Annotated in this window: 23 protein-coding genes and 1 tRNA gene; 14 read left to right on the top strand and 10 right to left on the bottom strand. The window is 45.6% G+C overall.

Annotated elements, in window-relative coordinates; translation table 11 throughout:
- The first annotated feature begins 78 nt into the window (after nt 1-78).
- The 7 genes from K2Y22_01965 (at nt 79) to K2Y22_01935 (ending at nt 6,635) form a co-directional block, all read left to right on the top strand.
- Nucleotides 79-1,287 carry a zinc ribbon domain-containing protein gene (locus K2Y22_01965; protein ID MBX9877199.1) on the top strand — a complete coding sequence of 403 codons (1,209 nt, stop codon included), beginning with the start codon at nt 79-81 and terminating at the stop codon, nt 1,285-1,287.
- 67 nt (nt 1,288-1,354) lie between these two features.
- On the top strand, nt 1,355-2,497 hold the full coding sequence (locus K2Y22_01960; protein MBX9877198.1) for a hypothetical protein: 1,143 nt from the start codon (nt 1,355-1,357) through the stop codon (nt 2,495-2,497).
- Nucleotides 2,498-2,506: 9 nt separating this feature from the next.
- Nucleotides 2,507-3,496, top strand: coding sequence for a signal peptide peptidase SppA (gene sppA, locus K2Y22_01955; GenBank protein ID MBX9877197.1), 990 nt, complete (start codon nt 2,507-2,509; stop codon nt 3,494-3,496).
- Between the two features lie 13 nt (nt 3,497-3,509).
- Nucleotides 3,510-4,088, top strand: coding sequence for a YIP1 family protein (locus K2Y22_01950; protein ID MBX9877196.1), 579 nt, complete (start codon nt 3,510-3,512; stop codon nt 4,086-4,088).
- A complete protein-coding gene (gene miaA / locus K2Y22_01945) occupies nt 4,085-5,023 on the top strand; it encodes a tRNA (adenosine(37)-N6)-dimethylallyltransferase MiaA (GenBank protein ID MBX9877195.1) in 939 nt (312 codons plus the stop codon). Before K2Y22_01950 ends, miaA begins: the two co-directional genes overlap by 4 nt.
- A gap of 98 nt (nt 5,024-5,121) precedes the next feature.
- Nucleotides 5,122-5,457 carry a hypothetical protein gene (locus K2Y22_01940; GenBank protein ID MBX9877194.1) on the top strand — a complete coding sequence of 112 codons (336 nt, stop codon included), beginning with the start codon at nt 5,122-5,124 and terminating at the stop codon, nt 5,455-5,457.
- Nucleotides 5,458-5,873: 416 nt separating this feature from the next.
- Nucleotides 5,874-6,635 (top strand): hypothetical protein, encoded by a 762-nt coding sequence (locus K2Y22_01935; GenBank protein MBX9877193.1) that lies wholly within the window; start codon nt 5,874-5,876, stop codon nt 6,633-6,635.
- On the opposite strand, the gene clpS is transcribed toward K2Y22_01935, so the two are convergent.
- Nucleotides 6,636-6,935, bottom strand: coding sequence for an ATP-dependent Clp protease adapter ClpS (gene clpS, locus K2Y22_01930; GenBank protein MBX9877192.1), 300 nt, complete (start codon nt 6,933-6,935; stop codon nt 6,636-6,638).
- Nucleotides 6,936-7,037: 102 nt separating this feature from the next.
- Between clpS and K2Y22_01925 the strand changes: the two genes are divergently transcribed.
- Nucleotides 7,038-9,293: a DUF4388 domain-containing protein gene (locus K2Y22_01925; GenBank protein ID MBX9877191.1), complete on the top strand. Its 2,256-nt coding sequence runs from the start codon at nt 7,038-7,040 to the stop codon at nt 9,291-9,293.
- Nucleotide 9,294: 1 nt separating this feature from the next.
- Here K2Y22_01925 and K2Y22_01920 read toward each other — a convergent pair whose 3' ends face one another.
- From K2Y22_01920 to K2Y22_01910, 3 genes are all read right to left on the bottom strand, one after another.
- Nucleotides 9,295-10,275 carry an NAD(P)H-quinone oxidoreductase gene (locus K2Y22_01920; protein MBX9877190.1) on the bottom strand — a complete coding sequence of 327 codons (981 nt, stop codon included), beginning with the start codon at nt 10,273-10,275 and terminating at the stop codon, nt 9,295-9,297.
- Nucleotides 10,276-10,278: 3 nt separating this feature from the next.
- A complete protein-coding gene (locus tag K2Y22_01915) occupies nt 10,279-11,562 on the bottom strand; it encodes a SpoIID/LytB domain-containing protein (protein ID MBX9877189.1) in 1,284 nt (427 codons plus the stop codon).
- A gap of 113 nt (nt 11,563-11,675) precedes the next feature.
- Nucleotides 11,676-11,761: transfer RNA gene (locus K2Y22_01910), tRNA-Ser, on the bottom strand.
- A gap of 93 nt (nt 11,762-11,854) precedes the next feature.
- Between K2Y22_01910 and K2Y22_01905 the strand changes: the two genes are divergently transcribed.
- Complete coding sequence (locus tag K2Y22_01905) at nt 11,855-12,685, top strand: TlyA family RNA methyltransferase (protein MBX9877188.1); 831 nt, start codon at nt 11,855-11,857, stop codon at nt 12,683-12,685.
- Nucleotides 12,675-13,370 carry an alpha/beta hydrolase gene (locus K2Y22_01900; protein ID MBX9877187.1) on the top strand — a complete coding sequence of 232 codons (696 nt, stop codon included), beginning with the start codon at nt 12,675-12,677 and terminating at the stop codon, nt 13,368-13,370. The genes K2Y22_01905 and K2Y22_01900 overlap by 11 nt, the downstream gene beginning before the upstream one ends.
- Before the next feature lie 222 nt (nt 13,371-13,592).
- Here K2Y22_01900 and K2Y22_01895 read toward each other — a convergent pair whose 3' ends face one another.
- Nucleotides 13,593-13,883, bottom strand: a complete 291-nt coding sequence (locus K2Y22_01895) for a hypothetical protein (protein MBX9877186.1) — start codon at nt 13,881-13,883, stop codon at nt 13,593-13,595.
- A 472-nt stretch (nt 13,884-14,355) separates the two neighbouring features.
- On the opposite strand from K2Y22_01895, the gene K2Y22_01890 reads away from it, so the two are divergent.
- A complete protein-coding gene (locus tag K2Y22_01890; GenBank protein ID MBX9877185.1) occupies nt 14,356-15,414 on the top strand; it encodes a TIGR02281 family clan AA aspartic protease in 1,059 nt (352 codons plus the stop codon).
- Here the strand turns inward: K2Y22_01890 and K2Y22_01885 are convergent.
- Nucleotides 15,411-16,400, bottom strand: a complete 990-nt coding sequence (locus K2Y22_01885) for a hypothetical protein (GenBank protein ID MBX9877184.1) — start codon at nt 16,398-16,400, stop codon at nt 15,411-15,413. The genes K2Y22_01890 and K2Y22_01885 overlap by 4 nt on opposite strands.
- A gap of 222 nt (nt 16,401-16,622) precedes the next feature.
- Between K2Y22_01885 and K2Y22_01880 the strand changes: the two genes are divergently transcribed.
- The gene (locus K2Y22_01880; protein MBX9877183.1) at nt 16,623-17,438 is read left to right on the top strand and encodes a hypothetical protein; all 816 of its coding nucleotides are present in this window, start codon (nt 16,623-16,625) and stop codon (nt 17,436-17,438) included.
- Between the two features lie 106 nt (nt 17,439-17,544).
- On the opposite strand, the gene K2Y22_01875 is transcribed toward K2Y22_01880, so the two are convergent.
- From K2Y22_01875 to K2Y22_01860, 4 genes are all read right to left on the bottom strand, one after another.
- The gene (locus K2Y22_01875; protein ID MBX9877182.1) at nt 17,545-17,847 is read right to left on the bottom strand and encodes a hypothetical protein; all 303 of its coding nucleotides are present in this window, start codon (nt 17,845-17,847) and stop codon (nt 17,545-17,547) included.
- 38 nt (nt 17,848-17,885) lie between these two features.
- Nucleotides 17,886-18,539, bottom strand: a complete 654-nt coding sequence (locus K2Y22_01870) for a uracil-DNA glycosylase (GenBank protein ID MBX9877181.1) — start codon at nt 18,537-18,539, stop codon at nt 17,886-17,888.
- A gap of 111 nt (nt 18,540-18,650) precedes the next feature.
- Complete coding sequence (gene murI, locus K2Y22_01865; protein MBX9877180.1) at nt 18,651-19,553, bottom strand: glutamate racemase; 903 nt, start codon at nt 19,551-19,553, stop codon at nt 18,651-18,653.
- A 14-nt stretch (nt 19,554-19,567) separates the two neighbouring features.
- Nucleotides 19,568-21,409 (bottom strand): N-acetylmuramoyl-L-alanine amidase, encoded by a 1,842-nt coding sequence (locus K2Y22_01860; GenBank protein ID MBX9877179.1) that lies wholly within the window; start codon nt 21,407-21,409, stop codon nt 19,568-19,570.
- Nucleotides 21,410-21,600: 191 nt separating this feature from the next.
- Here K2Y22_01860 and K2Y22_01855 point away from each other — a divergent pair, with 191 nt between their 5' ends.
- Together K2Y22_01855 and K2Y22_01850 are read left to right on the top strand one after the other, a co-directional pair.
- Nucleotides 21,601-23,685 carry a sodium-translocating pyrophosphatase gene (locus K2Y22_01855; protein MBX9877178.1) on the top strand — a complete coding sequence of 695 codons (2,085 nt, stop codon included), beginning with the start codon at nt 21,601-21,603 and terminating at the stop codon, nt 23,683-23,685.
- Nucleotides 23,686-23,876: 191 nt separating this feature from the next.
- On the top strand, nt 23,877-25,325 hold the full coding sequence (locus K2Y22_01850) for an aminotransferase class III-fold pyridoxal phosphate-dependent enzyme (GenBank protein MBX9877177.1): 1,449 nt from the start codon (nt 23,877-23,879) through the stop codon (nt 25,323-25,325).
- Nucleotide 25,326 lies beyond the last annotated feature (1 nt).

Genomic DNA, 25,326 nt, shown 5'->3' with positions numbered 1-25,326 from the left:
AAAAGACCTCTATCGTTAAGAAAAATACAAGTTTAAACTAGATAGTAGGATGACTTGGCAGTAGCCGGAGAAGTGAAAGTGATTAATTGCCCAATATGTAGTGTGGTTAACGATGACGCAGCCCGTTTTTGTGCTGAATGTGGGCAGCGCCTTCAGCCTGATCCGGCTCCCGTAGCCACCCAAATGCCGGCAAAAGAGCCGGAAATCGCCGCCCCGCCGCCAGTTCAGGCAGCGCCTGAGATTGTGCCGACACAGCCGGCAGTCACTCCGGAAGCTATATCGGCAATTGAAGAGGCTAAAAGACCAACGCCACCAAAACCAATGAAGAAATTGCACTCGCCTTTGCTCAAGCCGGATGAGTACGAAGAAGAAGAGGAGCCACCAATCCACACAACCGGAAAGAAAGGTCGCGCGTTAAGATCACCAATTTTGGGTGGCTCAGAACCATCATACGAATATGAATCCGAGCAAGATGAGTTTGCCTCCAAACATAAAGGACTGAGATCTCCATTGTTAGGTGGTAGTGAAGTTGAGCAACCGCAACATCGCTTTGCGGCAGAGCCGAGTCATACAAGGCCGGGTCATTTGCATTCACCGCTTTTGGATTCTACATATGATGAATATGATGATTTCATCGATGACTTTGAAACAGTTGAAGATCCAAACGTTTTGCGCTCGCCTTTGCTTGCTGCAAAAGTTCCGATGCACACACATTCCCATGAGCCAAAAGAAGAGACGCCGGCTCCGACTCCAGCAGCACCGCCTCCGGTGACTCCACCTGTTGCACCACCGGCATCAATGAATCCGCCAATTAGTTCTCCAGTAAGTGTGCCACCAACATCATCACCGATGCCCGTGGCAACTCCAACGCCAAGCGCGCCAAGTCAGACTCCTTCAATGAATACGCCGTTGTCTTCACCGCTTGAATCTGCAAGTCGTTTTCCAACAGCAGGTGTTGGTCAATTGCCACATCCAACTAAATTGGGCGTAGGTGGACCAACTGGGTTGAGATCATCATTATTAGGTTCTCAAGAGGAAGAGGAATACGAATCTTCACGTTATGCTCCTCCGCCCGAACAGCACCAAGATGCAGGCATGTCAAGCGTTATTCGTATGTTTGTTTGGCCTTTAGCTTTGGCAGCCTGCGTCAGATTATGGGTAATGGCTGAATATGCGGCCGGCGGAATGCTTTCACCGCCAGTCATTGCCGGCGAGTTGTCGCACATAGTTGTGATCGCTTTTCTTATATTAGTTGCGATAAACTATCCGACTCAAAAGAGATTTTGAAAAACGTAACTTGGCAAGTGTCAACCGCATGGTATATTGACTCAGAATCTGCGTTAGAGGTCATTAGGTGTTTAAGGTTCGAATCACAGCCTGGCTTCTTCTAGCCCTGACTATCAGTCAAATATCTCCTTGCTGGTCCCTCGGATTGGGGCGCCGGCAAAATGTGCTTAGCAACTTCATTAATCAACCGAATGAAAAGTTGTCGGAAGATGGCGAACCAGAAACACAAATTCCGGAAGGACAGAGTTCAAAACCTGTTGATCTTTCACCAATGTCTTTAGACGGCGCAGCACCGGTTGAGTCAACCGGCAGCGACGGTAATTATTTGAAGTCGACTGTTACCAAACAAGACTTTGTTCCAAAAACACAGGACTCTCAAACAAAAGACGCAAGTCTCAATGATTTGACTGCCACCAATTCAGCTGAAGGCGGAAAGAAAAAGGGCTGGTTTGGGCGTCGTGGTCTAATGAAAGACGCCAAAGACGTTAACTTAGTGCCGATTCCATTGATGGATTCTGCTGAGGAAACTGCTGACAAAACAGATCTCGTTGAGAATGCTGAAAAAACTCAGTTAGCTGATCTTTGGGAAGCAGCGCTTAGCAGATCGCCTGATATTCAATTTGTTATTCAAAAGTTGATGCCGAGTTCCGATCCGGGACACGCAGCAACTGTAATGATGAAAATGCTTTCCACACTTGTATATGGTGGTATGAATGCCGCAACCATGGTTATGCCGGGTGCTGCAACTTACGCTGGTACAAGCGTTGGTGCTTCTATGATGATGAATCTCATCAATGGCATGGAATCAAAAAATGCCAAGAAAGCACAAATTTCTCAAGAACAGCAAATCATGCTTTATCAAATGGTGCGCGGTGTTGCAGACAGAATGGTCGACAACTATCGCAACTACAAAAGAGACATGATTGCGCTTTCGCGCTCACTTACTGATTTGTCAGACTTGCAAGCAATGATCAGCGAAGCGCGTGCTACACAAGACGCCGCCAAGCAAATTGAAATGGAATACACGTTGCGCAAAGCACAACGTGATGTCGATGTGGTTGCGAATAACGTCAAACACCACAGACAAAGTCTCATAGATCTATCAGGAGCAGAAGCCGTCTCCAAATTGGACAAGCAATTGGACGAAGAGCAAAAAGCAGTAGAAGTTGCCTCTCCGCCAGTTGATGCTCAAAAAGAAAAGGTAATGTAATCAATTACCATGACGACTTTTCGTCCAAGCAAGCAACTAATTATTTGGATACTCGTTGGACTTTCTCTGCTGGCTATTCCAGTCGGGCTTATAAGTTCATATGTGACAGCATCTAAAAATGCTGATGCGGAGTTTGATTCTTCGCCGTTTCGTCCGGTTATTGATCATTTGCTTGTATTAGAGTTGAAGGGCATGATTGCTAGTGGTGGTGATGAGTCCGCTTTTGCAAAAGTTGGTACTGCCGGATGGTTGAATCGCCAGTTGAGACGGGCGCAGAAGGATAACCACGTCAAAGGTGTGTTGCTCAGAATAAATTCGCCTGGTGGAACTGTTGCGACAAGTCAGGAAATTCAACAGTCGGTTTTGGCATTTCGTAAATCAGGCAAGCCAATTGTTGTATCGATGATAGATGTAGCCGCTTCCGGCGGTTACTATGTCGCTTGTGCGGCGGACAAGATTGTTGCTTTACCAGGGACTATTACGGGCTCAATTGGCGTGATCATGAATCTGTACAACTTAGAAGGTGCCGAACACAAATTGGGCATTGAGTCCAATGTTGTTAAATCCGGAAAATTCAAAGATATCGGCTCATTTAGTCGACCAATGACGGCTGAAGAACGTGAATTACTGCAAGGAATTATTGCCGACACATATGATCAATTCGTCACTGCTGTTAGTGAGGGACGTCATATGGATGTTGCGGCAGTTAAAAAGATTGCCGATGGCAGAATTATCAGTGGCAGACAGGCATTGGCAGCCGGTCTTGTTGATCAGCTAGGCGGCTATGAAGAAGCCGTGGCAAGTTTGCAGGATTTGAGCCGTCAGAAGTTTGGTCATTCAGGCGATTTGAAAGTAATAGACAAACGTATGCCGACAATATTGTCGGTGCTGATGGAATCAGCATCGAGCAATGCAGGTGTTACGTCCTTAGTTGATCAACTGATGCCTGAATCGATGCGCTTTTCGTATCAAAAGCAACCGCTTTGGCTCATGCAATAGTTTGGTAGCAGAAATGAACCAACTAGATTTGATTACAGATACAATCTGGGGAATCTTTACTCAACCCCGGAAAGCCTTTCGCGAAATACTTGAGCATCCGGAATTCGATAGGCAATATTTTTGGGGTGCGGTTGCCGTTGTCACCCTAGCTTCACTCATTGACGGGCTTACGGTTCCGTCAGTAGTTGATCCTGGATGGATGTTCTTTTCGCTTTTTGTCTCACTAATAGTAGGTTTCGCTCGTTGGTTTTTCTTAGCGGCGTTGGCTGCATTGACAGTCACACTATTTGGCGCTCATATGTCGCGTATTGCCGTCTGTTTGATAACAACGGGTTGGGCATTTCTACCGGGGATACTTCTAGCGCCGCTTGGCTGTTATAGACTGCTTCTTGGGCCTCTCTATCCGGTTCTTTCTATTTCTATTTTGCTCTGGGTAATTGCGCTTGAATGGATTGCTATCCAAGAGACATATAAGCTTCGCGGTATGGAGATGTACTGCTTGGTTTTTGCTGTGCCAAGCCTATTCTTCTTTACGCAATTGTTTTGGATTTGGCCATTTGTCTCTGAAATCCTGAAGGCAAGTATTTCGTGAGAGAGTTGCTCCCCAAAAAAGAAAAACTAGTGGCGCTCGTCGGACCAACGGGGTCGGGGAAGACGGCTTTAGCGTTGGAATTGGCTGAAGCAATGCCCATTGAAGTAATTGCTTGTGATTCACGTACTGTATATAAGCACATGGATATTGGTACTGCTAAGCCGACAGCTGAAGAGTGTGCCAAGGCAAGACATCATATGATTGATCTTGTTAATCCGGACGACAAATATACAGTCTCTCAATTCAGACAAGAAGCCGCAGACATTATGGATGGTGTCATTCGGCGTGGTCACTTGCCTGTTGTTTGTGGTGGTACTGGTTTTTATGCCCGAGCGCTTTTGGAAGGACTGGAGATGCCGGACGTCTCACCGCAGTCAGAGTTAAGACAAGAATTGACCGAGCTTGCTGAGAGCAAAGGCAACGATGCACTTTGGGAAAAGCTGAAAGAAGTTGATCCGCAGACAGCGGAGAAGTTGAATGTTAATGATAGATTTCGCGTGGTGCGTGCGCTTGAGGTGTTTAAGGTATTAGGTAAGCCATTTTCAGAGGCAGCAAGTCGTGTCGATCCTCCCTATGACACTATCTGGATTGGACTCAATGCTAATGATCGCGCAAATCTTTATCAGAGAATTACAGATAGATTTGCCGAGCAAGTAAAACTTGGCATGGTGGAAGAAGTTGAGGCTTTGCGTGCAAAGTGGGGCGATGCGCGCGCACTAACAAGCACAGTTAACTACAGTGAAATTATGCTGTATTTGAAAGGCGAAATGACCAAAGAAGAAGCATTGGAAAAAGCATTGCGACACAATTGTCAGCTTGCGCGCAAGCAACTTATTTGGTTTCGCGCGAATGAAGCAATTAAGTGGTTTGCTATAGACGAAGACTTCAATCAGATGACAGAGAATGTGGTGAATTACGTCAAATCCCGATTATGACTAGGTTCTAATTGAGGATTTCCACGTAGGATAGCGTAGACAATACTGTTTTCCGATGTATACTTCTCTGGTTTGGCAGGAGAATAGTTGATAGTCTGATGACAAAACCAGGACTTACTCTCATCAAAGAAGTCGAGTTGCCTTTTGGTAAGGGGCTTCTCTCTGCGAAGCTTTGGCGCTCGGATAAAGTCCAGGGCAAAGTCGTTGTTGGTGTCCCTGAGCTAGGTCTTCATTGCTATGGAGACAGCGAGCCGGAAGCGGCATTTAGACTATTTTCTGCGCTGCTTAAGTATTACAGCCAACTGAAAGAAAACAAGGAAAAGCTCTCTCTTAGAGGCATTGAACACCTTGAGCTACTTTCAGTTTGGGTTGGCTCTATTGAAAATCGCCTGATGGAACGCTCAACCGGTCAGGTTGTCGCTCTTAGAAGATAAGAGGGCAGATTTAATCTATTTATTGAACTTTTTGCCGTCTTTTCCGTATTAAAGGTATGAGTCGTTTTGGGGTTGCTTTAATCTGGCTTTTCGCAGCTTTCTATGGCTGTGGGCAGGCGTATGGGCAGGATTTAGAGCCGTTACCTGTGAAGTACGTCGGCAATGCCTATTCCAGCAAGTTTCATATACCATCGTGCCCCTTTGCTGAGGTTATGTATTGGCGGCGAAAACGCAATTTTCACTATCGAAAAGAAGCGGAAGAAGCCGGCTATAAGCCGTGTTGCTGGTGCTTGCCGAAACGCTGGAAGCATCTGGAAGGGCGGCTTTTAGTGAGTGATTATCGTAGTTTTACGAATTGACCAAGTGCACAGCTCGCCATATTCTAATTACCAATAAAGTTATGGAGCCTTGCTCAAATGGGTGACGGACCGAATATTACTGCAGGTGAGGGCGAGCGCAAGTATCGCCAAGTGCCCGAATCGCCGTGGCCGCAAGATGAGCCACTGTCAGTGCCCAGACGATACGGTCAGTACGGCGAGCCAAACAACCCGCTTGATGCCCGTCATGAGCCACTTTATCCAGGTGAGCGACCAAGGACTGTTCTTCCTCAAATTCCGGATGCGCCGAATGAGCAAGGACTTGATGTATCTGAGCAATTCAATCATCCTGGACCTGTGATCAACAAATTTGATCAGCCTATTTCGACTCCAAGTACGTTGCGCGGTGAATTTCCGACTGCGGCGCAAGTGCATGCTGAATCCGGTCGTTATTGGAATAACAATATCGATACTGCTCAATTTGCCTGGAATGCTTACAAGCTTTATCCATATCCAAAGATGCCGCACATGTTTCCAATGTTGCCAGTGTTTCCGCTGAAAAATAACGGTCTCGTGGCAAACTTCAACAATTTGGCTAGCTGGTCACCAGCACTTGCTGCTGGCGCAATCGTGACCGAAATTGGCATTGACGCAGTCACGGGATTGGACAAAAACGAATTTCAAACAGCGCGCATTGTCGCAGACATTTTGGGTCCAAGAATTATCTTGAGTAAGGCGCCACTGTTGAACACTTGGTGGAGCAAAGGTTTGAGCCTTGTTGCTAGTCACACCTTGGGACGACTTATAGATAAGTTTACTGAAACACCGATGAAGAAGTGGTTGCGCACAGGTGATGCCTAATTAGGCATCCGGCTCAATAGTTGCAGTTAGTCCTTCTTGTTTGAGCAATTCATAGTAGAGTTCGGCAACTTCTCTTGGTCCGCACCAAACTGTGGCGGCACCTTCGAAGTGGACTTGATTAGTCAGACCCCAAGCCTTGTCAGAGCTCATTGCTGGAATGTGTTTCATCAGGCAACTTGCTACGTGTTCGAATGTATTGTGATCATCGTTGAGTAGAATGACTCGATAATTCGGATATGTCTCTGTGTCGCCTATGCCAGGCTTTTTTTCAATGACTTGCTGTCCGTGTCCTTCACCCATTTCTCAACTCCAAGGGAATATTGGCGGTAATTTCTATATACCCGTTACAATTCAGTATGTCATCTAATTTCAGTGGTATATCGTGGCAAGAAAGGGACTTTCATGGCTACTGATAAATCAGCAACGATAATTCTCGATTTTGTCAGAGACTCCGTTGGTTTTGTTTATGACCGCACAACCAAGCCTGAAAAATATCTCGGGCTCATAAGCTTAATCGCGCCGAATCAGGCGGCAACTTCTGCCGGTGCTGTTTTTCAGTATGTGGATTTTCCCGGTGCTCTTGAAGTCAGATTCCCACATCCCGGCGTAAGAATGGGCGTCAAGTTTGTGCACTTGCACCCAGGCTTTAATCAGCGAGACGCTTATAATAATTATCTTTCGTTGTCCAGCTTGCCGTTAGACAAGCCGCTGCTATTGCCCAATGACATAGCAAGTTTGACTCTTGATCCGGAAATTAAGCCGTTTAGTTCGGAAAAGTTGGCGCAACTTAATTCCAATCTGGTTGTGCCATTATCGGTCACAGGTACGGACGTCTCGGGGACAGTTTCGCCCAATGATGTGGCCTCTGTGCTGGAAGTTGTTTTAGCTACAGGCAAAACAGGCACTCTTACCTTGTTTGATTTGCGCAATAGACCAATTGCACGCTTGCTTTATGCTCCTGGTCGAATAGAAAAAGTTGTCTATGAGCAATTGATAGGCGAAATGGGACTGTTTGAGGCTGTCTATAGGGGACGACCTGGCAGTTTTCTCTTCCAAGCTCAAAGCGATTTTCCTTTCGAAGGCATTCCTGATACTCAGATGGATACAAACGCAATGTTGGCGGAAGCCAAACGTCGCGCGCAGGAGCTTCCACAAATTATTTCTGCACATGGTGGCACTGAGACTCGCTATATACGCTCGGTGGGACAATATGACCCAGGAAGGATAAACCCGAGTTTGCATTGGGTTGTCGAAAGGATTTGGCAGTCGTTGGACAGCTACATAACTATCGACAAACTTGGTGAACGTATTGGGTCTGACACATATACTGCGCTTTGGGGATTGCATGAGTTGCACAGTCTTGTCTATGTGCAGCCGACACAAGCGCGGCAATTTAGTATGAGTGGTCAATTGGGTGCACCGCTAGTAGGCGCACCTGGCGTAAATGTTTGGGATCAAATATTTGGTTTTTATTTGGACCCGCTTTCAGGCAGACCGATAGTTCAAGATGGAAATTTCTTTGGTTTGAGTCCTCTCAAAGATGCACAAGTAATGCTGCATACGGTTGCGTTTCCCAACAGGTGTCAGGGTGCTGTTTTACTGAAAGACAATAAACTCGTTGGTGTGCACAACGGGGTGTGGGTTCTGCAACCAGGACAAGCACCACCGCCTATGAAATTGCATCAAATGACCTCATTTAATTTGCTGGCTGAAATTGGTGGAAAGCGGGAAATGCTGGAACCACCGGAGCCTGTTGAAGTTGCAGCAGCTCCACCTATGGAGAAAGAGCCAACAGCGGCACTTGCGCGTAGCTCAATGCGCAAGCGCATGTCGGAAGATGCGGATCAAATAAATGAGCCGGAGATGGACGGCTCCAAGTTGAGAGGAATGTCCGCTCCAAATAAAATAGGCAAGAAGCAAATTCTCATCGGTGGAATTGCGTTGGCTCTCATTGGTTTGCTAATGATGATTTTTGGTTCAATGAAGCCGTCCGAGGCACCTAAACAAGCTACCGAAGAACCGGCACAGACTGAACAGAAAACAGACGAAGTTGCAAATTCTGCAGATGACGAGAAAAAGGCTGCCGAAATTGCTGTAAACGATGCTAACTTCAGCAAGTTTCCACCGCCAGGTTTTACTTTTGAAAATACGAGCAAGATTACAGGGGCGCTGCCTTCATTTGCTCTAGTTTCGCAACGACAGAACCAAAGAGTAATGGTTGTTGTCTGGAACAATACAGGTCCGGTAAAGGATCTAAATCTATTGCTGAGAAGAGTTCCTTACGCAGACTTTGTTGTTCCGGAGGAAATGGACAGAGTAAAAGTTGAAAGAGGACAGTCGTATGTTGAAAGCGACACTATGCAATGGTTTGTCGGTCGCTACACTCATGCTGACGACAGGAAAATCAATGAGATGATGCTGATCGGTGCTTATAGACATCCGAAGGATTCAACAAAAGCCATTGTGATTTTCGCTCGCCCTTATGTTAAGGAAGGCAATTTCGATTTTAGAACCAGTCTCTGGTTGATCGATAGCATGACTCAGCATGAAGGTAAGGCTTCTGAGAAAAAAGCAAGTGAGTCGGAAACTCCGGCAGAGCCTGTCGCTGAGCCAAGTACTGAAAAAACAGATGATGTCTCAAAAGCACCTGCTGAATAACTTAGACTTTCAATACAACTTTGCCGAAATGATCGCCTGAGCTTACATATTCATGTGCCTTGGCAGCTTGATCGAGATTCATGATGCAATCAATTACCGGTTTTAAGCAACCGTCTGCTATGTGTGGCACTAGCTCACGGATAAATGTCTTATTCACTTCGATCTTTTCTTCTAATGGTCTAGCTCTGAGCGTGGTTCCTCTAATTTGCAGCCGTTTGCTCAACAATGCTGCAAGATTCAAGTCAGCTTTAGCTCCGGCTAAAAGACCAACCACAACAATGCGTCCCTTGTAGGTCATGCAAGCGACATCTTCAGTGACATAGTCTCCGCCTACTAATTCCAGGACAACATCGACGCCTTTGTTGTTAGTTGCTTCGAGGACCAGCTTAGATAGGGATTTGTCTTTTACTAAAATACCTTTGTTCAAGCCTAATTTGATTGCTGGCTCAAGTTTCTCTGCTGTCCGGCTGCTGCCGATGGATGTGGCTCCTATTACAGAAGCAATTTGCACGGCAGCACTGCCGACACCGCTGCCCACGGCGTTTATTAGTACTGTTTCGCCCGCTGCTAATTTACATTGACTAACCATGGCGTCGTAAGCGGTTATGTACGCTTCAGGAATTGCTGCCGCTTCTTCGAAAGATAAGTTGGAAGGCATGGGAGCAACAGTTCGGGCATCAGTGATGATGAATTCAGCATATGATCCGCCGGCTACCAATCCGAAGACGTTTTGTCCTATAGCCAATTCTTTGACATCAGGACCGATTTTTTCAATGACGCCGGAATATTCCAACCCTGGGATATCTGCCGGACAAGTCGGCGGTGCAGGATATTGTCCACGGCGCTGCAAGATGTCGGCTTGATTTACTGCTGTAGCTTTCACAGCAATGCGAACTTCATTGCCTTGCGGCTCTGGAGTTGGGACATTGTCATACTTGAGGACTTCCGGACCACCCGGTTTGGTAATCACAATTGCTTTCATTCGTTAGTTTGCCTCGCTAATGGCGCTGCCTGGAAAATAGTGGGCGAGAATTTGTTTGTATGTCTTTCCTTGTAAAGCTAACCCCTGAGCGCCATTTTGTTGCAGTCCTACTCCGTGTCCCCAACCAAAGCCATAGACGATTAGGTCGGTGAGAAGATTTAGATTATTGCGCTTATGGTCAAAGAAAATGCGTGCACTCATTAAGCGGGCAACATTCAGCTCTGGATTCTTGAATAAACTACGAATAATAAGTTCCTTTTTGATAATCCAGGGACCTGTGGATGTGTGAACCGTCATTGATATTGCTGTTCCGGCAACGCCGCGCTTTGTTATCTCAAATTTTTCGATGTGCCCAAATTTTTTAGAGGGTGGAGGAAAAATAAACGGTGCGGTTAATTTATCATCCAGCATTGTTTCGGCGACATGATGCATGTGCGCTTCTAGTTGGTCTGCACTAAAGGTGAGATGCCAGCGAAACTTATTAGAGAAGCTGTCACAGGTATCCGGTTTAGTTTCGTGATAAAGTTCACGCAGAGCATTTTCGGAAGGATATCCGTTCGGTAATTTGCCTTCCGTAACACCTTTTAGATATGGCAGTGGCTGTGGCGGGAATGCGCCTGTTATTGGGTCCGAAAAGCAATTCTCGTAGTTTTCGGTATGACCGCCTGCACATGCGCTAAACAAAGCAAGAATTGGTTCGTTGTTGAAAGTGAGGATCTGATTTTTTGTTTGTGTTATGGCACTCTCGTGACGCTCGGCAATACTTTTCGGGTATCCGGCAAAATACTGGCAACAAAGATAGGAGTCGCAGACATTGAAACCATCAGGAGTATGGTCAATGCGTGGTTTTAGTCCATAAGTTCGAGCGGCAACAGCTTGCGCCTTAACTGCTTCCAGGTTATAGCTGGCAGGAATTTCTGACGAAAGAACGCCTCTTAAGTAAGTCTCCAAATCGCAGTGGACAAGGACTTGAATCTTGTTTTTCTTGGCGATGAGTTCTAGTTCGCCATGATAATTTGGCTGTAGATGTCCTTCGCGGCTTAAACTGCGGATGTGAATTGTTTCGTTGTTATTGGATTTGATGAGAAACGAATTTGCCTGCAGGGTTTGATTTTCTGTCTTTAAAATCAGTTGGTTGCCTTTGGCTTGTACCTGAATTTCGGAAGATGTAGACATCTGCTTTTGCGAATCTTGATCGATGACGATTGCTTGCGGGCAAAAGACGGAAACTGAATCATGCAACCAGTCTTTTAGGTTATTGGTGGTTATGCCGACACGAATTTGCATGGTTTGTTTATAGCAGGATTTAGACCTCTTGGTAAGTGTCCGATAAAACCCCCAAGAAAAAATAGAACCCTGCCAAGCGAGCAAGGTTCTAAAGAGGCCTTCATATATATAATTGGCGGAGCAGGAGGGACTCGAACCCCCAACCCCTTTCAGGGCAGCCGCTTTCAAGGCGGTTTCTTCATCCAGCCAGGTCTGCTCCAAGCCATAGGATGCGTATCCGACAATTGTACTAAACGTTTAACAGAAATTGCGCGTGGTTCTGCTTTACTGTTAAGCACGGTGAGAATGAAAGATGCCTAAAGGACAACGATTAGATTTGCTGCTTGTGGAAAAGGGGCTTTTTCCATCGCGGGAAGCTGCGCAAGCTGCCATCATGGATGGTGGCATTATCGTTAATGGACACAAGATAACAAAAGCCGGCACAAGTATTGCTGCCGATGCCAAAATTGAGGTGACATCTGATTGGCAGCCACGCAAATATGTTAGCCGTGGCGGACTGAAATTGGAAAAGGCGCTTGAGCAATTTCAGATTGATGTGAACAATCGCATTTGCTTGGATGTCGGCGCTTCCACAGGCGGCTTTACTGATTGTTTGCTTACCCATGGAGCTGCAAAAGTTTATGCGGTTGATGTCGGTTATGGACAAATTGCCTGGTCTTTGCGAACTGATGGGCGTGTGGTTGTTCTGGAAAGAATAAACGCACGCAATCTAGATGCTGGAGCAATTTATGGAGAGGACAAATGGGCCGATATGGCCGTCATGGACGTGTCATTTATCTCATTGGATAAGATTCTTCCGTCGTGTTTGAATGTCCTCGACAAAGACAATCTGGATATCGTTGCCTTGATAAAACCACAATTCGAAGCCGGCAAGGAAAATGTTGGCAAGGGTGGAGTTATCCGTTCCGCTGATCAGCATAAAGAAATACTGTCGAAGGTGATTGCTTATGCTGAAAAACTCAACTTGTATGCCAATGCGCTTACTTATTCGCCAATTAAAGGACCATCGGGCAATATTGAGTTTTTAGTTCGCTGGACTTTGAAGGAAACATCCCCGATTGATATAAATCAAACTGTAGATGAAGCACATTTAAATTTGTCAAGAGTAAAAGATGATGACTGAAAAACGTAAAGACACTGTCCACTGCATTTACTTGCATGGATTTGCATCGAGCCCTCAATCAGGCAAAGCTGGTTTTTTTGCCGGAAAAATTGCAGATATCGGACAAAGTGTTGAAGTTCCTGATTTAAATACGCCGGATTTTCAGCGTATGACGTTATCCAGCCAGCTAAAAGCAGTAGATGAGTGTTTGGCTCGTGTGCCGGAAGGAAAACCTGTTGTTTTATTTGGGTCGAGTATGGGTGGTTTGATTGCAACGTTGAAAGCGCAACAAAACTCCAGAGTTAAGGCAATAGTTTTGTTTGCTCCAGGCTTCGATCTAGGCAATCACTTTGATGCATTGGTAGGAGGACAAGCTCGATATGAGAAATGGTCCTCTGACGGCGAGATAAGCGTCTTTCATTACGCATTTAATAGAGAGATGCTATTCAATTTTGACTTTGTTGTGGATGGTCAAAAATATGAGACATCCAACTTGAAAGTGAATGTTCCAGTGCTTGTTTTTCATGGCGTTAATGATGACGTTGTTTCGGTAAAAGTAAGTGAGACATTCAAGTCAATCAATCCTGACTACGTTGAGTTGCATTTGCTTGATTCGGATCATCAATTGCAAGGACCACTGCCCCAAATGTGGGATATGTGCCAAGCATTTCTTATAAAGCATGGATTTATAACGCCCGAAACCTAAACGGGTGCTGAATTGGTAATTATTATCGGACATCCAGCGCGGTTCTTTATAGCCCACTTGACTTGCGTTCTGTGCCGTAAATTGCGTCTGCTTATGCGGCGCTTTTGCCACTATGAGTGATATCAAATACGATACCACTATTCAAACAAGCAAATCCACGTAAAAGAAGAGCCCCAGAGGATTCCGGGGCTCTTCTTCGAATTACATATCGCTATAGAGCGATTATTTTTTCTTGGTCTTTCTCTTAGCTGTGCGCTTTTTGGCTGCACGCTTCGGAGCGGCTTTCTTAACAGTTTTCTTGGCTGTAGCCTTTTTAGCTGTAGCTTTCTTAGCTACTTTACGCTTTGGAGCAGCTTTTTTGACTGCTTTTTTGGCGACTGCTTTCTTAGCTGTGCGCTTTTTAGCTGGAGCCTTTTTGGCTGGAGCTTTCTTAGCTACGCTTTTCTTAGCCGTCTTTCTTTTAGCTGCTTGGGGATTGATTCCAGCAATCTCCTCGCGTTTAACTGTGGCCATTACGTTCCTCCTTATTGATTTAACGGTTTCACAAGGGCAAATCTTCGAATAACGTTTGTTTTCTCAGATCCATCTCTTTTGTAAGGGATGAGCCTTATGCCACCACTACCCACCAACGAGAGCATGTTTTTTGAGATACTCTCATTTAACACACCACACAAGATAGAATACTGGCAACTGCCGAAAAATGCAATAGAAGAATTAAATATATGGGTCTGTGGTATGCAATTTATTGAGTTGATTCAAGCAGTGCATACTAATTGAAATCTGCATGATGAGTGTATTTGAACGATTTGGAATAGCATTTGATCAGTGAATTTGTGCAACGAAAAAATTTTTGCAAAAGGTCGGAATACAAGTGGTTTTATCAGCAGACTCGCGCATATTTTTAGCAATTATAGTCGTTTATTCGTGTTTTTTATGTGATCCGGCATGTGCAAACGCTGATTTTGGATTCGGAATGGAGTGTTTTTTGCATGGTAAGTACCAAGAATCAGCAGAAATTTTCGAACAATGTGCAAACGAAAGCCCAAATGACAAAGAAGCGTTCTTTTTCGCCGCAAAATCCAACGAAAAGGCCGGCAATTTAGTAAAAGCGAAGGCAATTTACGAAGAAATAGTCGAAAAATTCCCAAAGAGTTCGTATGCAAGTGATTCAATTGCGCTCATCGAAGCAATTGAAAGCAGACAATACCAAAATAACGCGAATCGTCAGCCGATTTCGTTGCCGAACGACACTTTAAGCGTCGATTTTTGTCTTAACGAACGAAATTTGACCCTTCCTGTTGAGATTAACAACAAAAATTGGCAGATGATTCTTGATACCGGCGCAAATCATTCGATGATCGGCAAAAATCACTTGCGTCAATTAGGTTTGCCGATTCCAAATTGGGAAACCAGCGCTTATGTGCTCAATGTTTTGGGAAAAAATCCGGTTTGGAAAATAACTGTTGATTTGGACATCAATGGGCAAAATTTTCGAAATTTCCGAATGTATGTTACCGAGAATATGCCCACTCTTTACCCATCCCTTGGGCAGAATTTCATCACGCGATACAACTTTTTGGTTGATGCTCGACGAAAGAGAATCCATTTTGTCAAGAGAGGCGGCGATAAGTCATTTGAGAAAGATTTGGAGTCTTTTTCTTACAAAATACCTTTTCGGCTAACCGAAAATGACTTGATGATTGTTGATGCGAAAGTAAATGGGCTTCCTTGTGAAATGATCGTTGATCTTGGAGCTTCGATGACTGTTTTTACGCGGTCGGAGTTGGATATGTTGGGAATAAGTGTTCCTGAAGAAGCGACTACTGGCACGACCAACACAATGGTCGGCAAAGCACAATTCAAGAAGATGAACCTGGATACTGTTCAATTGGGACCAATTCAGAAATCCAATGTGCAAGCTCAGGTTCACGATAAACCAAGCCATAATAAGCCGCTATTGGGTCTAAATTTCTTCAGGGATTTGAGCTTTTATGTGGATTTTGACCGTTCGGAATTACTCATTTTCAATTTGAACGGCAATTAGATTCTTGGTGTGCCGACAAATCCAAATGCCGAACGAAATGCTTCGTTTTGAATCTCTTTCAGCTCATGAAATTCAATAACATCATGGTCAATTAGCCGTTCATATTCTCCAGGTAGCGTGCAAGGTGCCGGATTACGACCAGGGTTGTCTGTGCAAACAGCAATCGGCACTCCGGCGGCTTTGCATCGGCTAAAGACCGCTTTTAAGCGAGTGAAATCCTGCAAAACACCTGTTTGGCGGTAACTTGTCGGACATACTTCAAGCGATATTTGTCGTTTGGCTAATTCCGGCAAAAGCTCTGGTTTGAGAAGAGGAATGTGAATACCGTGACCAATGCGGTCAAGCACTGGAAAATATTGCGAGTGGACGTTTTCAATGCTTGTTTCGCCCAAATGAGCGGTAGTTTTTAGTCCGGATGCGCGCGCTTCGCCCATTAATTTGACCCAGACTTCCCATTTGCCCGGATCAATTTCCGGACCGGCTAAATCTATTCCAACTACCGGACCTAAGTGTTTTTTCGCCACTTCCAATATTTTTCGGTTCAAGTCTTCTGGTAATCGTCTATCCAAACAAAGAATTTGGCGAACTGTAATTGGATATTCTGCTGGACGCACATTTGCCGTAATTACTTCTACAACTTCGTCCATTTGACCAAGGCGATTCTCGGTTGATTGTTTGTGATCAGTACGGAAATATGGGTTGTATCGAATTTCCATGTACTGCAAATTTTCAAATGTGTAAGCACCGCGGCAAAGTCGAAAACAGAAATAAGGTAAGTGTTCAACCGACTGTAATTCTTCAACCAGGGTGTGGATTTTTACGAATTCTTCCAACGTTCGACATGGGCGCGTAAACCAGTTGTAAAAGCCTTCGTAATCCGGGAAATAACCCAATACGGGATGGTCCTGACGCTGCAGAAATTTATAGATAATGCGTGGGTGGAGAGCACCACCCAAATGTCTATGTAAATCCGCATAAAGCGTCATGCACGGGTCTCCTTACCTATACTTTTACCCGCTTTTTTAGACGTATCAAGAATTTTGCTGTTTTGCTAATCAATTATCGGAAACTTCGTGTGAGATAAGACACAAAAGGGTAATTAGTAATTGCAGAAGCGCAGCAAGCGTTGCGAGGAGCAATGCGCAGTAAGGAGACGACACTAAATGTGTCGTCGGATCTACCGAAAAAGCGGAAGTGGAGCGTTAAATATGTCCGATCTCGTACATCTGATTTGTGATTATGCGCCGAATGATTTGGCTTGGGCTGAAATTATGGCCTCTGTGAGTGCGAGATTGCCGAATGGGGTTCGAACACACTTAACGACAGTGGGTTCTTTCGAAACTGTTGCAACGGGATTTGTAGTTGCTCAATTAGGTCTCGCGGACAAAGAATTGCGTCCTGAACAACTTATTTTGTTTGCTAATTGCGCGCCGAGAAAAGATAGGCGCGATGCACGTGCGGACAATGAAGGTGAAGGGCTTTTGTATGGCGTCTTGAAAAATGGCGTCCAAGTAATTGCTGTTAACAGCGGTTATTCACTCTCGTTTGTCAGATCGGACTTCGATGAACTCTGGAGTGTGGATGTGAAAAATGAGGGCTCACAATTTCGCTCACGCGACTATTATCCGCGTATTTTAGGACAAGCTGCAGCTCGCGATCTTTCATTCAAAAGGCACAGACTTGATCCAATTGAACTTATTCCGGAACCACCTTCGCGTGTGATTGGTTATGTCGATTCTTTTGGAAATTTAAAAACAACGATTCGATCTGGTGATCCGCTAACTACAGCCTTTGCGCCTGGTGAACGTATAAAAGTCGTTATTGGTCACGTTGTGAGAACAGCAACTGTTGCTACAGGAAGCTTCAACGTAATGGAAGGCGATTTAGCATTTGCGCCGGGAAGCTCCGGCTACGACAGACGCTTCTGGGAATTTTTCCAGCGTGGCGGATCAGCTGCATCCGAATTCGGACATCCCGCTGTTGGAACGAAGATTCAAATAGATCTACAAGGGGCCTTAAAGTAACGCTTCGGTTACGCTGCGCTCCACCTTCGCTTGCTACTGGCTATACACGCTCCGCTTCAGATTGCTCCTCGCAATCTTTCGCTCTCGCTGTAGCGTGTGCGTTTACTTAACTACACTGCCACGTGCCGCTTTTGATGCTTTGGCCTAAGCGGAAACCGTGGATGAGGTTGCTACGTGTTAGTTGATAGAGTTCGTTCAATGCAACTGGATCATCTATTCCATGCTTAACTGCTAATGCATTTATCTGTTGCATTGCTACTGCGGAGAAGTAAACGAATACTTCGTCTCTGACTTCACCATGACCGAGGTTCGGCAAGCGTTGAATAGCTTTGCCAAAATCATTATTGACGGCCTCAACAAGTTGTTGATCCAGAATTTCGTCAAAAAATGCGTCAGCTCTTCTACCCATTTGTTTGTTACCCCACTTGAATTACGAATTCAGAAACACTATTTCGCGTTCAGTAAGTCCAGTTGTTTTCTAACTTCTTTGATGTCCTGCCACATAAGCCATTTAGGGCTGCCGACCTGTTTGGTGTCGTTGCGCAGCAGATACGAAGGATGAAATACGGGCATTACTTTAGCACCGTTTTTCCAATCGATCCATTTACCTCGTAACCTACTTATCGGATCCTTTACGTTAAGAATGGCTTGTACAGCGGTTGTTCCGGCAAGTAGTATGAGTTTTGGTTTAACAAACGCGATTTGTGCCTCTAAAAAGCGACTGCACAACTGTCTTTCTTCCGGAGTGGGCACACGATTTGCCGGCGGGCGGCACTTAACGATGTTGCAGATATATGTATCTTTTTTGCGATCTATTTCAACGGACTCGAGTATTTTGTCGAGTAATTTTCCTGCACGTCCAACAAATGGAATGCCGGTCTCATCCTCGTTTTGACCAGGCCCTTCACCAATTATCATCAACTTGGCTTTTGGATTTCCATCGAAAAACACGACGTTGTTTCTTGTTTGGCAAAGATCGCATGCCTTACAGGCAAGTGCTGCTTTGTGTACTTCTTCCAGGCTGGAAAATTGCTCGGCAGCTCTATTGCTAATGTCGAAGATGCTCAAATTTGTCGATTTTTCTTTTGATTTGCTCGGCATAATATCCTTCTGCAAGCACCTTAGGGACTTCTAAGGTCCGCAAGTTGCTTGAGGCGATGAATCCTTCATCAACTCAAAATACTAGCACGGGTGTCAATTAGATAAGGCTAATCAGGACAGTGCTGTAGATATATCCGCCACCGGCAAAACCGGTTGTAGATCCTCAGCGCGAGCAGTCTGTAAGTCCTGAACAGTGATACCGTATATGGTACCAGGAGCTTGCCCCAAACAAACTTGCGCGCTTGCAGCAAAATCCGCCAGCGGACCAGTTACATAAATCTCTTTTGTGATTTCTGCTTCGTTTGAATCATCGAGCAATTGAGTCGATGTTTTGTTCTTGCTCAGCGATCTGACCATAAGTGCTGCCGGATCAACTAGCTGTACATTTTCCGGCAAAAGTGAACTTAGTGGTCCTGCCAAAAATGGATAATGTGTACAACCAAGAACAACGCTATCTACCCCTGCTTTTTCCAGTTGTGATGCGTATTTCGAGAGAACCTTCTTTGTTGCATCAGAATCTATATCACCAGATTCAACAATGCCAACAAGTTCAGGACAACCAATTTCAACAACTTCCAAGTCGTTGGCGAATTCTTTGATTGCTTTTGAAAATGCTTGAGATTTCGCTGTTGCGTTTGTAGCTAAAACACCGATTTTTTGTTTGCCGCTAGCGGATTTTGCAAGGTGCTCAGCGGTTGGTCTAATTAGATCAAAGACAGGTACTTTTGACTGCGCGCAAGCAACTGAATACGCAAGAGCTGCACTCGTGTTGCAAGCCATAATGATTTGATCGGCACCTTTGCCGACAAGCCAGGCAACAATTTCTTCTACGAAGGTTTTGATTTCCTGAGCCGAGCGATTGCCGTACGGAAGTCGAGCCGTATCGCCTAAATAAAGGAAACGATACGATTCCGATTCACCCCTGGTTGTAAAGTAGCTTTCGAGCTGACGCAGAACTGAAAGCCCACCCACTCCTGAATCGAAGAGACCGATGGTGGTTTGCCGTTTACCCAAAGTAATGTCTACCTCTAATTGAGCCTGCCGGCTTTCTCGCCCGCGTTTGCCTGATAATGTTTATTCAGATAGAGGATAACACCTCTTGCTATCGCATCGGCAATTTGATTTTGGTAATCAGTAGAGATTAATTTTTCTCTCTCATCCTTATTAGTGATGTAGCCAACCTCCGCAAGGACTGCCGGTACATCGGTGTGATTGATTACGTAAAAACGAGCTTTACGAACCGACCTGTCCGGTACTTGTAAACCCCCGACAAGGCTATGGTGGACAACGTCGGCTAGAGCCTTGCTTTGTTCTGTTTGGTAGTAAGTCTCGATTCCTTGAATGTTGGATGATGCTTCAAGCGAATTGATATGCACGCTTACAAAGGCATCGGGCCTTGTGGAATTTGTAATTTTTACTCTGTCTTCCAACGAAACGAAGGTATCATCCGAGCGAGTCATTTCTACTTTGACGCCTTTTTGTAAGAGAGCAGATTTGAGTTTTTCGGTAATAGCCAACGTCAATTCTTTTTCTTGAACGGCAGATCTCTGTGCTCCCGGATCTGTGCCGCCGTGACCGGCATCAAGAACAACTTTTGCTCCCGGTACAACAGACAAATTATCGATGAGATTTTCTTTCGTGCTCACTGTCAGTGTAAGCAGATTTTCTCCATTGAAAAGTTTCTCTTTTACGGTCACATTAGAATTGCTCAAATCAAGAACAATTCTTGCCAGATTTTCGCCTGTAGAAGGAGCACCTACGCGAATGGAATTGAGAAATGGATTGGCATCAAGAATTGGTGCTTCTGTCGTGAGCAATTCCGGCATGCCGTCAATATCAAGCACGTACCTTTCAGGATCATGCAGACGAAATGCGCGATAAGCTAAGGATGGATTTGCATGCACTTTGATGACAGCACTGTTGCCTGTAAGTGTTGCCTCCACTGGTGATATCGGTATATTGCCGTTGCTGTCCAAATCTCTTAGACGAGATAACGATGTGAAAATCAACTTGCGCGCATTGTTTGATACGGGATTGAAGGAAGCTGCCGTTGTTGCCTGGGCAGCCTTAACCGGATTCGGCATTTCCGCCACTGGTTTTGCTACTTGCTCGGGCGGTTTTGTTTGTGCAACTTTTGTCGGCGTTTTTGTTTCTTGAACTTTTCGTTCTGGGACTTTTGGTGCCTCGACTACAGGACTTTTATTTGGTTGCGTAAGTGTCTTTAGTGGTGGCAATGCAGTGGTGCGAGTTGCAGATTGTGGTGCGACTGCAACTTGAACTGGTTTGACAGAAGGCGGTGCCGTCGGAATTTGCGATATAGATGTATGCGACGTCTGATAATTCGGTGCAGGCTGAGGCATCGTTGTGCTTAGACTCGTGCCGCGTCCAAAACTTGTGCCAATTGTTGGAGCTGCAGCAACGTCTCTGTGCGGCAATGACGCACCTGGCCACTTGACTATTAAGGTACCCGGAGTCGATTTAAAAGTCAGTTGGCGCAAAATATTTGGATTATTTGTAATTACAGAAATTCGAAAGGTCGGCGGGTTTTCCTGAAATTGTCCGTACCTTATCTGCTTAATAGACGGGTCACTTGATGGATGATTGATTACGCCATAGGGCTGCGGAAAAGTCAGACCAAAAAAGTCTGCCACCATAATCGTATTGCCGTCAGGGCTTGGAAAATACTGAATAATCGGCGCTGAAATAGGCCTTGGCAAGCTTGTGTTTATGACTAGAAATTTTCCTGATGCATCCGGCACAACAGAAACAACGCGATTGAGCTTAAGCGGCTCGCAGTGAGCGCTTGGACCAATCGACAGTGTTGCCGACAATGTAATTGCAATTGCTAATGCTGCTGTCAGTTTGGACATGAAGCAACCTTAACCTTCTAGTAACGGCTTGATTCTAACACGGTCGCCGAGTTGTAAGAAGGTTGACTTTTGATAAGGGAAAACGTTCCCTACTACGATATCTTTAATTTTGAAGTTCTTGTGTTTAGCAAGAAGCCGCGAAGGCTTGTGTTTAAGCCGGAGCGTTAGTAAATACAAAGGGAGTTTTTACCGTGGACCTGAACAACATCATGGTGCCGATTGGATGTGCTTTCGTCGCCATTCTCTATGGGTTATTTGTTAGCCTCTGGGTTTTGAAACTCAATGCAGGCAACGAAAGAATGCAAGCAATCGCCGGCGCCATTCAAGAAGGCGCAAATGCTTACATGAATCGCCAATACACAACAGTGGCAATTGTTGGTGCGGTGCTTTTCGTAATCATCGGTTTGGTGCTTGGCTGGACAACAGCATTTGGTTTTGCAACCGGCGCAATTCTTTCCGGATTGGCTGGTTATATCGGCATGTTTGTGTCGGTGAGAGCCAATGTGCGTACTGCTCAAGCTGCAACTGAAGGTTTGAGCAAAGCTCTTGATGTTGCTTTCAAAGGCGGTTCGGTTACAGGTCTTTTGGTTGTTGGTCTGGGACTTTTAGGAGTTGCCGGATTTTACGCTGTAACCAATGACGTTAATGCTCTTATCGGATTGGGCTTCGGCGCCAGTTTGATTTCAGTATTTGCCCGTCTTGGAGGCGGTATCTACACCAAAGCTGCTGACGTAGGCGCCGACTTGGTCGGTAAAGTTGAAGCAGGGATTCCTGAAGACGATCCACGCAACCCCGCAGTTATCGCCGACAACGTCGGTGACAACGTAGGTGATTGCGCAGGTATGGCTGCCGACTTGTTCGAAACTTACGCAGTTACTGCTATCGCTACAATGCTTCTTGCATCGATTACCTTCAAGGAACAAATTGCAGCTGGACACACATCCATCCTGCTTTATCCGCTGGTATTAGGCGGTGTCTCAATCATTACATCAGTAATTGGTGCTTTCTTCGTGAAGCTGGGCAAGAGCCAAAACATCATGGGTGCTCTCTATAAGGGTCTCGTGGTGGCAGGCGTATTGGCTGCAGGTATCTTCTACCCAATCACAATGCAGATGATGACCGGCTTGACCATTCGTGGTGCTGAAGCCAATCCAATTAACTTCTGGTTCTCGACCTTGGTTGGTCTTGGTGTAACAGGTTTACTTGTATGGATTACCGAGTACTACACTTCGACCGCTTTCGGTCCGGTTAAGAGCATTGCGAAAGCTTCTGAAACAGGACATGCCACCAATATCATTGCCGGCTTGGCTGTTTCGATGCGTTCAACAGCATTGCCGGTAATCGTGATCATCGGCGGTATCCTTATCTCATACGCACTTGCTGATATCTATGGTGTAGCTCTTGCTGCAATGTCCATGTTGTCTATGGCAGGCATTATCGTCGCCATTGACTCATATGGTCCTATTACAGATAACGCTGGTGGTATTGCTGAAATGTCCGAACTGCCAAAAGAAGTTCGTGCAATTACAGATCCATTAGATGCTGTAGGTAATACAACCAAAGCTGTAACCAAAGGCTATGCAATTGGATCTGCAGGTTTGGCGGCAATTGTGTTGTTCAACTCTTATACACAAGATTTGCAACACGCAATTACTGAAGCAGGCAGCAATGCAATCATCACTTTTGATTTGTCCAATCCATTCGTATTGGCTGGACTCTTCCTTGGTGGTTTGATTCCGTTCTTGTTTGGTGCTCTAGCTATGGAAGCTGTCGGCCGCGCAGGTGGTTTGGTAGTTGAAGAAGTTAGACGCCAGTTCAAAGCCATTCCAGGCATCATGGAAGGCACCGCTAAACCTGACTATGCCGCTTGCGTGGACATCGTTACACGCAGCGCCATCAAGCAAATGGTTTTGCCGGCGCTTCTTCCAGTATTGACGCCTGTCGTTTTGGCTTTCCTTGGTGTTGTCTGGTTGAGCAATGCGATGCCTGGCGAATACGCAGCAGCCAAACTATTGGGCGGCGTACTTGTAGGCTCAATTGTCACCGGTATCTTCGTTGCCATCTCGATGACCTCGGGTGGTGGCGCTTGGGATAATGCCAAGAAGTACATTGAAGAAGGTCATCACGGCGGCAAGGGTTCTGAAGCCCACAAAGCGGCCGTGACTGGCGATACAGTTGGTGATCCTTACAAGGACACTGCAGGTCCGGCTATCAACCCGATGATCAAGATTTTGAACATCGTAGCCCTTCTGCTTGTCAAGTTTGTCGCTCGCTAAATGAGACGTCGCTAGACAAATAAGAGAAACCACATTTGGAGCGATCTGCTGAAAGGCTGGTCGCTCCAGGTTTTTGAGGAATTTGTCTAAACGAAAATAGTTGCCAAGGGAGAGGTTTCTATAAGGAACTTACCAGGCAATTTCAATATAATTCCTTTGGCCATTAATATAGGACTGAGCAGGTAACAGAAATGAGCTCGAATGTTTTTGCTGGTACAAATTCCGCTTCCGCAGCTGCTGCTGCAAACGTAGCTGATAGAGAGACGAGGCTGGCTGAAGAAGAAGCCTTGTTGGAGTTGGAAAGCCGCGTGTGTTCGTACGGGGATACCGTTCACTACGCTGAGCGTCCGAAGATTTTCGCTCACTGCGACGGCAGCTATCTCTATGACGGCGACGAGACACCGTATCTCGATTTGCAGATGTGGTATTCGGCCGTTAACCTCGGTTATTCCAATCAGCGCGTCAACGACGCTTTGAAGAAGCAAATCGACACTTTGCCGCAATTGGCCTGCCAGTACTTGCACAAAGAAAAAATTGAATTGGCCGACAAGATTGTTGAATCCGTCAAAGAAGGTTTTGGTCAGGGCGGACGCGTGCACTTCAACGTCGGCGGCGCACAAGCTGTAGAAGATGCTTTGAAGCTCGTACGTAAGACCACAGGCAAGAGCCGCATGTTTGCTTTTGAAGGCGGCTATCACGGTAGAACTCTTGCAGCATCATCTATCACTTCGTCTTATCGTTATCGCGAAAGCTACGGTGAATTCGGTGATCGCGCTCAATTCATTCCTTATCCTTACTGCTTCCGCTGCCCTTACGGCAAGAAGCCTGATTCATGCGAACTCTATTGCGTTCAGCAAATTGAAAGACTCTTCGAGCATGAATACACAAGTGTGTGGAATCCAAAATCCAAGCGTTCTGAATTCGGCGCATTCTTTGTAGAGCCGATTCAAGGTACCGGCGGTTATGTGATACCACCACAAGGCTACTTTGAGAGACTGGCGAAAGTTTGCGAAGACCACGGCATTATGATGGTCGACGATGAAATCCAAATGGGCTTCTATCGCACAGGCAAACTCTGGTCGATGGAACATTTCAATGTCAAACCGGATATCATTGTCTTCGGTAAGGCATTGACCAATGGTATGAATCCTCTGTCCGGTATTTGGGCAAAAGAGAATCTAATCAGCCCGGATAAGTTCGGTCCTGGTTCAACTCACTCGACCTTCTCTTCCAACTCACTAGGTACTGCAACCGGCTTGGAAGTGATGAAGATATTTGAAGACGGCAACTACGAAAAGACAGTTGCTGAAAAAGGCAAATACTTCCTCAATATTCTGCAAGACCTGAAGCGCAAGCACCCTGAAGTTGGTGATGTTGATGGTTTGGGTCTGGCTCTGAGAATGGAAATGTGCGAAGCCGATGGTTATACACCATCAAGAGAACTCGCTGATCGCATGTTCCAGAGAGGACTTGAAGGTAATCTCAAAGTCAACGGCAAGCAAGTCGGTCTCATTCTCGATATCGGCGGTTACTGCAAAAACGTCGTGACATTGGCGCCATCGCTTGAAATAAGCAAAGAAGAGATGGATCTAGCTCATGAATTGCTGGATATGCTGATCACGGAGTGCAAAAAGAAGTAAC

Source organism: Candidatus Obscuribacterales bacterium (assembly GCA_019744775.1).
GTDB lineage: Bacteria > Cyanobacteriota > Vampirovibrionia > Obscuribacterales > Obscuribacteraceae > SBAT01.
Note: the sequence above shows the minus strand (reverse complement) of the source record. Positions and strands in the feature narration are given on the sequence as shown.

What these genes read in the sequence shown, in the direction of transcription:
- K2Y22_01875 (MBX9877182.1), bottom strand. Translation starts at nt 17,847, where the DNA reads ATGGGTAGAAGAGCTGACGCATTTTTTGACGAAATTCTGGATCAACAA.
- K2Y22_01880 (MBX9877183.1), top strand. Translation starts at nt 16,623, where the DNA reads ATGTCCGATCTCGTACATCTGATTTGTGATTATGCGCCGAATGATTTG.
- sppA (MBX9877197.1), top strand. Translation starts at nt 2,507, where the DNA reads ATGACGACTTTTCGTCCAAGCAAGCAACTAATTATTTGGATACTCGTT.
- K2Y22_01860 (MBX9877179.1), bottom strand. Translation starts at nt 21,409, where the DNA reads ATGTCCAAACTGACAGCAGCATTAGCAATTGCAATTACATTGTCGGCA.
- K2Y22_01870 (MBX9877181.1), bottom strand. Translation starts at nt 18,539, where the DNA reads ATGCCGAGCAAATCAAAAGAAAAATCGACAAATTTGAGCATCTTCGAC.
- clpS (MBX9877192.1), bottom strand. Translation starts at nt 6,935, where the DNA reads ATGGGTGAAGGACACGGACAGCAAGTCATTGAAAAAAAGCCTGGCATA.
- K2Y22_01950 (MBX9877196.1), top strand. Translation starts at nt 3,510, where the DNA reads ATGAACCAACTAGATTTGATTACAGATACAATCTGGGGAATCTTTACT.
- K2Y22_01940 (MBX9877194.1), top strand. Translation starts at nt 5,122, where the DNA reads ATGACAAAACCAGGACTTACTCTCATCAAAGAAGTCGAGTTGCCTTTT.
- K2Y22_01895 (MBX9877186.1), bottom strand. Translation starts at nt 13,883, where the DNA reads ATGGCCACAGTTAAACGCGAGGAGATTGCTGGAATCAATCCCCAAGCA.
- K2Y22_01885 (MBX9877184.1), bottom strand. Translation starts at nt 16,400, where the DNA reads ATGACGCTTTATGCGGATTTACATAGACATTTGGGTGGTGCTCTCCAC.
- K2Y22_01925 (MBX9877191.1), top strand. Translation starts at nt 7,038, where the DNA reads ATGGCTACTGATAAATCAGCAACGATAATTCTCGATTTTGTCAGAGAC.
- K2Y22_01915 (MBX9877189.1), bottom strand. Translation starts at nt 11,562, where the DNA reads ATGCAAATTCGTGTCGGCATAACCACCAATAACCTAAAAGACTGGTTG.
- K2Y22_01935 (MBX9877193.1), top strand. Translation starts at nt 5,874, where the DNA reads ATGGGTGACGGACCGAATATTACTGCAGGTGAGGGCGAGCGCAAGTAT.
- K2Y22_01905 (MBX9877188.1), top strand. Translation starts at nt 11,855, where the DNA reads ATGCCTAAAGGACAACGATTAGATTTGCTGCTTGTGGAAAAGGGGCTT.
- K2Y22_01900 (MBX9877187.1), top strand. Translation starts at nt 12,675, where the DNA reads ATGATGACTGAAAAACGTAAAGACACTGTCCACTGCATTTACTTGCAT.
- K2Y22_01920 (MBX9877190.1), bottom strand. Translation starts at nt 10,275, where the DNA reads ATGAAAGCAATTGTGATTACCAAACCGGGTGGTCCGGAAGTCCTCAAG.
- K2Y22_01850 (MBX9877177.1), top strand. Translation starts at nt 23,877, where the DNA reads ATGAGCTCGAATGTTTTTGCTGGTACAAATTCCGCTTCCGCAGCTGCT.